Annotated in this window: 6 protein-coding genes; all 6 read left to right on the top strand. The window is 70.9% G+C overall.

Features of this window, described 5'->3' with window-relative positions; genetic code table 11:
- The coding region (locus AA75_RS14875; RefSeq protein ID WP_233289028.1) for an XRE family transcriptional regulator at positions 1-1,853 on the top strand (1,853 nt) is incomplete at its 5' end.
- A gap of 107 nt (positions 1,854-1,960) precedes the next feature.
- Positions 1,961-2,509: a helix-turn-helix transcriptional regulator gene (locus AA75_RS14870; protein ID WP_033820481.1), complete on the top strand. Its 549-nt coding sequence runs from the start codon at positions 1,961-1,963 to the stop codon at positions 2,507-2,509.
- 159 nt (positions 2,510-2,668) lie between these two features.
- Positions 2,669-3,064, top strand: a complete 396-nt coding sequence (locus AA75_RS14865) for a hypothetical protein (protein WP_149038143.1) — start codon at positions 2,669-2,671, stop codon at positions 3,062-3,064.
- Positions 3,065-3,286: 222 nt separating this feature from the next.
- Positions 3,287-6,187 carry a helix-turn-helix transcriptional regulator gene (locus AA75_RS14860; protein ID WP_082526521.1) on the top strand — a complete coding sequence of 967 codons (2,901 nt, stop codon included), beginning with the start codon at positions 3,287-3,289 and terminating at the stop codon, positions 6,185-6,187.
- A gap of 469 nt (positions 6,188-6,656) precedes the next feature.
- Positions 6,657-7,379, top strand: coding sequence for an HAD family hydrolase (locus AA75_RS45590; RefSeq protein ID WP_233289027.1), 723 nt, complete (start codon positions 6,657-6,659; stop codon positions 7,377-7,379).
- A 130-nt stretch (positions 7,380-7,509) separates the two neighbouring features.
- Positions 7,510-8,075: hypothetical protein (locus tag AA75_RS14850; protein WP_149038142.1), on the top strand; the 566-nt coding region annotated here is incomplete at its 3' end.

Raw genomic sequence — 8,075 nt, 5'->3', positions numbered from 1 at the left:
CCGTACCTGCCCCTGGCCCCGCCGCCCCCGGCCCCGGCCCCGCCCCGGCCGCCGGGACGGCGGTCCGCAGGCCGCCCGTCCGTCGGACCCCGCCGCCGCGGGCACGCAAGGCCCCGTCGAAGCAACCGGCCGCGCAAGCCCCCGCGGCGGACTGGGAGCAGGCAGCCGCAGCCCGGTTCCCGGCCGGCCCGCTCGCGGTACTCGACATCGCCGTCGACGGCCGCACCCTGGCGGCACACCTGCCCGACGGCACCCCTGCCGCGCAGGAACCGACCGGCCGCACCCTCACCGACGTCCTCGAGTGGGCGCTCACCGCCGGGCTCGGCTCCCCGCGGCTGCACCGGCACGGCAAGGACGGCGACCCGCTCCTCGTCCTCACCGACGCCGCCGCCACCGAGCTCGGCCTGCCCCCCGCCGGACGCGAGAGGAACGACTTCGACCAGCGGGCCAACCGCCTCCCCGACAACCACCGCGTCGTCAAGGCACTCGCCAAGGCGGGCTGGCTCCTCACCCAGCGCGGCCTCGGCCCGTGGGCACGCGTCTACCGCACCCCCGAGGGCGGACGACGCGAATGCGTCCAACTGTGCGTACCGATGTGGGGAGCCCTCGCCTCGGGCGGCTGGCAGATCCCCGACGGCCTCGACGCGTCCGGCCTCGCCCGCCTCCTCGGCGGCTACGCCGAGCGCGTCCTCACCCCCCGCGGCTCCACCGCCGTCTGCGGACTCGAACTCATGACCGCACTGCGCCCGCCGACCAGGGCGGTGCGCACCGATTCCGGCTGGACCTCCGGCACGGTCGAGGGATCGCTGCACACCGCCGTCGACGCGGCGCCGCCCGAGGTGCCGGACGAGCACCCCCTCGCCGAGGGACGCGCGGCGGGCGACGTGCTGGACGAGGAGGCCTGGGACTGGTTCCGCGCCCCCGACGAGGTCGGCGACGCGGAACGCGCCCTGCCCTACGCGGTCGGAGTGGACGTCAACACCGCGTTCCTCGCGGCCGCCGGCCGCCTGTCCGTCGGCCTGTCCGAACCGGTCCACGAACTCCACCCGGCCTTCGAGCGGAAACTGCCCGGCTCCTGGCTGGTCGACCTCTCCGGGATCGAACTCGACCCCCGGCTGCCGAACCCCTTCACCCCGACCGGCGAGCGCCCGGCCGGACCCGCCTGGTACGCCACACCCACCGTTGCGTACGCGGTCGAACTCGGAGCCGCGGTCAGGCCGCTGGAGGCCTGGCTGCGCCACGAGGCGGGCCCCTACCTCGACCCGTGGCACAAGCGCCTGCGCGAGGCCTACGTCACCACCATGGCCGGCCTCGGCGTCCCGCTGACCCTGGCGGACGAGGACCCGCAGGCCTTCCTGGACGCCATGGCCGCCCTCAAAACCCACGGCGACCCGGTCGAACTCGCCGTCCTCACCGCGGTCAAACAGACCGCGAAGGGGGGCATCGGCAAGCTCCGCGAACGCCCCCGCGGCCACGGCTACCGGCCCGGCCAGCGCTGGGCCGCCCTGGAACGCCCCACCTGGCGCCCCGACATCCGCGCCGCCGTCATCGCCACGGCCCGCGTCAACTTCCACCGCAAACTCGCCAGGACCGCCGCCGCCACCGGCCGCTACCCGCTCGGCGTCCTCTCGGACTGCGCCGTCTACGCGGCCCCCGGCCCCTCCGCGCTGGACATCCTGCCCATCACCCCGGACGGCAGACCGGTCGCCGGGGCGCTGCGCCTGGGCGCCAGCCCCGGGCACGTGAAGTCCGAGGGCACCCGCCCGATGCCCGACGTGCTGGAGATGCTCGCCGAAGGCGTCAACCCGGCCCGCCACATCAAGACCGGCGGTGCGGCCTCCGCCGACGAGTAGCCTCCGACCGTCAGCCGGGGCCGGTCCACGGCCCCTGCAGGCCCCCGCCCGGGCCACCGACCGCACGACCACCGGCCGCCGCACGGCCGTCAGAGAGGAGCCCCGCCGTGGGGGAGATCGACGAAGGCCTGGAGCGGGTCGAGCGCACCAGGCCCATCCCGCAGTCGCTCGGAGCCCGGATGCGATTTCTGCTCAAGGGCGTCAGAGGCTCCACCAGAGCCCTCGCCACCGAACTCGGCGTCTCCCAGCGCACCGTCCAGCGCTGGATCAAAGGCACCTCCACCCCCAAGCCGCAGGCCGCAGCCAAGATCGAGCAGCAGGTCCGCTCGAAGTGGCAGCCCCGCGTCAAGAACCGCGTCCGCAGGAACGCCGAGCGCAACGGGTTCGTCCTGCACGTCCAGGCCCAGTTCGGCTACGCCTCCGCCGCCGGTTCCACGGACGACCCCCGCCTGCGGACCATCACCCAGAAACTGCCCGGCGACGTGGCCCGCCGCCTCTACGCCGCCCGCGACGCCGGAGCCACCCACACCCAGCAGGAGCAGCTGCTCGCCCAGGCCCTGCAGGAGCACTACTTCAAGGACGGCGGACGCCGGGCCTCCGGCCTGACCGCCGAGATCAACGGTATGAACTGGGCCGACTTCGAGATCGACGGATGACCCCCGGCCGGGGGCTCCGGCGGACCGCGTCGGCCGGGCGGCCGGCACGAACGCTCCGGCGTCCGCGTAAACGTGAGACAACCCACAGTGACTGAATTGTCATGCGCATGGCATGCTCGGTGCCAATCAACCGGCTCTGATTCAAAGGAGAACAGTGCCATGATTTCCCGCATCGCAGGTCTGATGGTGACGGCGGCCGGGGTCCTCGCCCTCACAGCGGCCCCATCCAGCGCCACGGCCCCGGTGGAGCCGTCCTGTTCCACCCTCGCCAACATCCCGTGCGCCTGGCACCAGCTGACCGACAACGGGATCGTCGGCTCGGCCCAGATCAGCGCCGCCGACAGCCAGCTGACCACCCTCAGGGTCGAGGTGAAGACCCAGCAGGCCTGGGGCAGCCCCTGGGTGACGGTCGCCTCGGCGACCCTCACCCGGAACGGCTCGGTCCAACTGAGCACCCCCGCCGTCACCACCAGACTCCGATCCCTGGTCTGCGCCACCGGCGGCCCGGCCGAACAGCCCGAACTCCAGACCACCTCCTGCACCAGCCCGCACTGACCGCCGGCCGCACACCCGCAGCCCGCCCCGCCCTGACACGGGCCCGTCGGCCGGACCGCCCGGCAGCCCGTGCCCGCCGGTCCCCGACCGGCCGGGGATGACGGACACGTCCAGCGCAGACAGCGGCCCGACCCCTGGAGAGCACCACCAAAACCAGCGGGTCGGGCCTCTGTGCCTGCCCATCTGTGCCCGTCCAGAGGCGGATCACCGCCGAAGAGGACAATGGGTCACAGGCAGGACGGCTGCGTTTCGTGGCCGCGGCTCGAGAGGTCCTGCCCGTGGAGGGATGAAACGGTGGAGTCGGGTGGCGGGGAGTGGCAGCAGGCTTTCGCAGGGCGGGCGGATGAACTGCGCGTGCTGGCCCACTGCCGTGCCACGGCCGCGGCGGCCGAGCCGTGGGTGGTGGTCGTCGAGGGGCCCGCGGGCATCGGGAAGACGGCCCTGGTACGGCAGGCACTGGGAACGGGGGCGGACGGCCTGCAGGTCTGCTGGGCATCCTGTGACCGGGGCGAACGGGACTTCGGGTACGGAGTCGTGGGACAACTGCTGCGACACCTGCCCCGCGAGACGCCAGGACTGCCGGAACTCGTGCGGGGCCTGGCCGGGGCGGGTTCACCGCTCGCGGTGGGCCACGACCTGTTGGAGGTGGTGACGGCAGCCGCCGAGACGGCACCGGTGGCACTGGTGGTGGACGACGTGCCGCTCGCCGACGACCAGTCGCTGGACGCGTTGGCCTTCGTGGGCCGCCAGCTGTTGGCGGAGCGGGTCCTGATGGTGCTCACGGCCCGCATGCCCTACAGCGGCTCCGAGGTGTCCGGCACGGACGAAGCGGAGGAGTGGTCCCGGACGTGGCGGGGCACCGAACGGGTGCGCCGGCTACGGCTGGGCGGGCTGGACCTCAAGGAGGTCGGTGACCTGGTGCGATCCGCAGGCGGCCCGGCACTGAGCCGCGCCGAGCTGAGCAGGCTGTGGGAGCAGACCGGCGGACACCCCCTCTACACCCAGACGCTGATGAGACAGGTCGGTGCCCGGGACCTGGCCGACACCGCCCGGTCACTGCCCGTCCCGGCCTCGCTGGAGGCCTCGATCCGCCAGGTCCTGGCGGAACTGCCCGGTCCTGCCCGAGACCTGGTGTGGGCGCTGGCCGTTCTGGACACCAAGACGCCGCCCGCCCTCGCCTACCGGCTCGCCGACGTGGACCCGGCCGCCGCACTCGGCCCCGCACTCGCCTCGGGCCTGATCAGCCGCGAACCACATGACCCCGAGGCCCGCATGGGCATCCACCACCAGCTGCAACGGGAAGTGATATACCGGGCACTGTCACCCACCAACCGCCGCGACCTCCACCGCCGGGCGGCCGATCTGGTCGGCGGCGATGCCGCCTGGGCCCACCGGGTCGCCGCAGCAGGTCCCGATGCCGCCCTCGCCGACCAGCTCGCCGCCGAGGCCGACCGCCATGCCACCGCGGGCCGACCTGCCCGTGCCGCGACCCTCCGACTCTGGGCGGCCGACCTGTCCCCCACCCGCGAGCAGCGCGAGCAGCACCTGCTCACGGCCGCCACACTCCTCGTGGTCCACGAACGACACGGACGGTTCAGGACACTGCACGGCGCACTCGAAGCGTGCAGCCCCACACCCCGCCGCGACGCACTCCTGGGCTTCCTCGCCGGACTGCGCGGCGACACCGCCACCGGCGTGAAACTCCTCGCCCGGGCCGCAGCCGGCACCGACACCGAAACCGGCATGCTCGCCGCCAGCTGGCTCGCCGCCGTCCACATCCTGCGCGGCGACGGACCTCAAGCCCTTGCCGCACTGCGTCCGGTCATCGACCGCCTTCCGCCCGGCCACACCGGCATGGCACTCGGCATGCAGTCCTTCGCCGCCCTCTTCACCGACGGACCCGCCGCAGGGCTCACCGTCCTGAGCAACGCCGGCCTCCCCGACGACGCCGCGCGCGTGCCTCACCACGACAGCTTCCTCCTGATGTTCCGCGGCACCCTGAGCGTGCAGGCCGGCCTGCTCAGATCCAGCGCCGCAGACCTGACGGCGCTGATCTCCCGCCAGGAAACCCACCCCCAGCTGTCGCTCTCACCCACCGAACGCTACGCGCTCGGCTTCGCCCACTACCTGGACGGCAGCTGGGAGGACGCCCTCATCGCCGCCGACCAGGCACTGGCGGTCTCCCAGATCAGCGACCACCGCCACGGCGTGGCCCCCTCGCACGCCGTCGCCGCGATGGTCCACGCCCAGCGGGGCCAGGAGGACGAGGCCCGGTCCCACCTCGACGCCTGCCGCCGCCATGTCCCGCCCTTCACGGAACTGGGCGCCGTCTACCCCGCCATGGCCGAAGCGGTCCTGGCCCAGGCCCGAGGCGATCGGCAGGCCATGGCCCGGGTCCTGAAGCCGCTGGACCCCACCGCCGGCGGAAACACCGGGGCCTGGCGGGTGATCTGGCTGCCTCTCCTGATCCAGGCACTCACCTCCAGCACTCCGCCCGCCGCGCCCCTCCACCCCGACGACCTCGAGCGCCTGCAGACCACCCTGGCCCTCTTCGACGGCCTCGCCGCACAGGCGCCCTCCCTGACGCCGACCGCGCACTGGCTCCGCGCCCGCGTCGCGACGGCCCGAGCAGACACCCCCACCGCCCTGGCCCACTACCAGGACGGCCACACGGCACCCCGGGAGCCCGACGGCGACGTCCCCTTCCACCGCGCCTTCCTCCACTACGACCATGCCCGCCTCCTGCTTGCCGACCCGAACGCGCGCGCCGCCGCCGTCGACCACCTGCAGGAGGCACACCGCCGCTTCACCGCTCTCGGCGCAGCCCCCTACGCCCAGCGCGCCGCCGGCTTCCTCGCAGATCTCACCGGCACCGCGGACACCGGTGGCGGCACTCCCGACGGATGGACCGTCCGCACCGGGGCGTCGGATCGCCTGACCGGGCTGACCGGGCGTGAACAGGCCGTCGCACACCTCGTCGTGCAGGCGCTGACCAACCAGGAGATCGCGAGACAACTGCTCATCAGCTCCAAAACCGTGGAGTACCACCTCGGCCACGTGTATTCGAAGCTCGGGGTCACCGGGCGGCGGGAACTGCGGCGCGAATTCCAGGAACTCGGCTGAGGCCCGCCGCCCGGGATTCCTGGAGCGATGTGCTGCCTCTTGGGGCAGAGGCCGGACGCCCTTCGCTGCGCATAGTGGTCCCCAGGCCAGGCTCCAACCCACACGGGGAGACCTCGATGTCTTGGACGGACGAGATCGATCGCGTCATCGAGATCGACCACGTGCAGATCGCCCTGTGCCTCCCGGCCGGTGACCGGGGTTTCGCCGACTTCCGCGCACTGTGGCTCGCGTCGGCCGCCGACGAGCCGGCGTCCGTGATCGCGGCCCCCGCCGGAAGGGTGCCGGGCCCCCTCCGTTCGACCGGCCGGTGCGGGCCTTCCCCGCCGGGAGACCCCCCCGGGCCGGCGGGCACGGCGCCTACGGCGTACGCCGTCGTGGTCCGGATCGATCCCCAAGATGACATCGATGATGTGCGGCTGGCCTCGCATGGCTGTGGTTTCCAGCTGCCGGGAAAGGGCTGCGACTCTTGGTGCAATTGTCTGGACGTCCCTTGACGGGCGGCTCGCGCGAAACTGAGAATAAAGTTCCGCGCGCCGTTGTATTTGATCGCGACAATACGCTCGTCGAGCTGGATCGAAAAATTGCCCACCGTTACAGGTGTGAGATTTCCTCGGCAGCTCCCGGCCTCTCCTTGGAAGCTTTTTCCGAGTTGTGGTCGGGATGGCAGGGGGGTTGGCCGCGCGCAAGGGAGGATGAGCCGGAGTTTTGGTCGGAGTTCTGGGGAACCCTCGCTGCCCGGCATGAAATATCCAGCTCATCAATTGCTCGTCTCGTTGAACTCGGATCGCTTTACCACCGATGCTTCCGGGCCTTCCCGGACGCTCTCGAATGCTTGACGACTCTTCGCGCCCAGGGATTTTCCCTCGCCGTCCTCACGAATTTCAGGCTCCCCAGCATCGACCTCGTGCTCGAAAGCTCGGGAATCGACCCGGGCCTGTTCGAGGTGATGGAGTCCAGCAGCTCTCTGGGAATCCGGAAGCCGGACCCCGGATGTTATCTGGCGATTGCAGAAGTTCTAGGAGTTCCACCGGAGGACTGTGCGTACATCGATGACCTCGCCGAAAATGTCAGAGGGGCAATCTCTGCCGGACTGTCCTCGTGCTGGGTCGTGGATCGAGATCGGCGCGACAGTTCCGGAGATATCCCGACGATCGGCAGCCTGAGACAGCTCCCGCCTCTTCTGCTTGGATGAAATTTCGGAAAATCCGGGGAGCTCCGAACCGAGACCGACCGCCCGCTCTCCAGTAATTGGATCACACATGCAGCCGCCGATTCCCGACAGAGATGATTTCATCAGGTACCCGATCGATAGAATCCACCGGATGATCTATGATCAGAAACTGAGCATCTCGCTCCTGCTCAACGGGACGCGTAGATGGTACATATCCACACGCCTCACGTCGCCGCCGACCGATGATGCTTACCTGACGGACTGCCTTGACGCAACGCTCTGCGGCCTGGCGGACCTCATTCTTCTGCTGACCGGCCATGGAATCCACCGGATATTCTTGCCGACCTACTCATGGCACCAGTCACCGGAGAACCCGAACCCGACACGGCCGCCGGAAGTGCATAAATTCCTCATCGAGGGAATCAAATCACTGGTGACTCACCCCAGGCTGGTCGATGCCTACAGGGAATCCGGGACCTCGCCCAGGTTCTACGGTGATCTCGGGCGGTCAGCGCCATGGATCAGGAAATTGGTTCTCGAGCAGCCGAACTTTACCGTGGATAGCCCCCGCCACTACGTTCACTACGGCGTGGACTCCGACAGAAGCCCTCATGGCCACGGTCTGGAGATCGCCTACGAGTTCGGGAAGGAGAACGGCAGGGCGCCCACCCGGGAGGATATGATAGGAGCGTACTACGGCGACCGTGGTGTGCGTCC

The organism is Kitasatospora sp. MBT63, from assembly GCF_000710465.2.
Classification (GTDB): domain Bacteria; phylum Actinomycetota; class Actinomycetes; order Streptomycetales; family Streptomycetaceae; genus Kitasatospora.
This window is presented reverse-complemented; position numbering and strand designations above follow the sequence as displayed.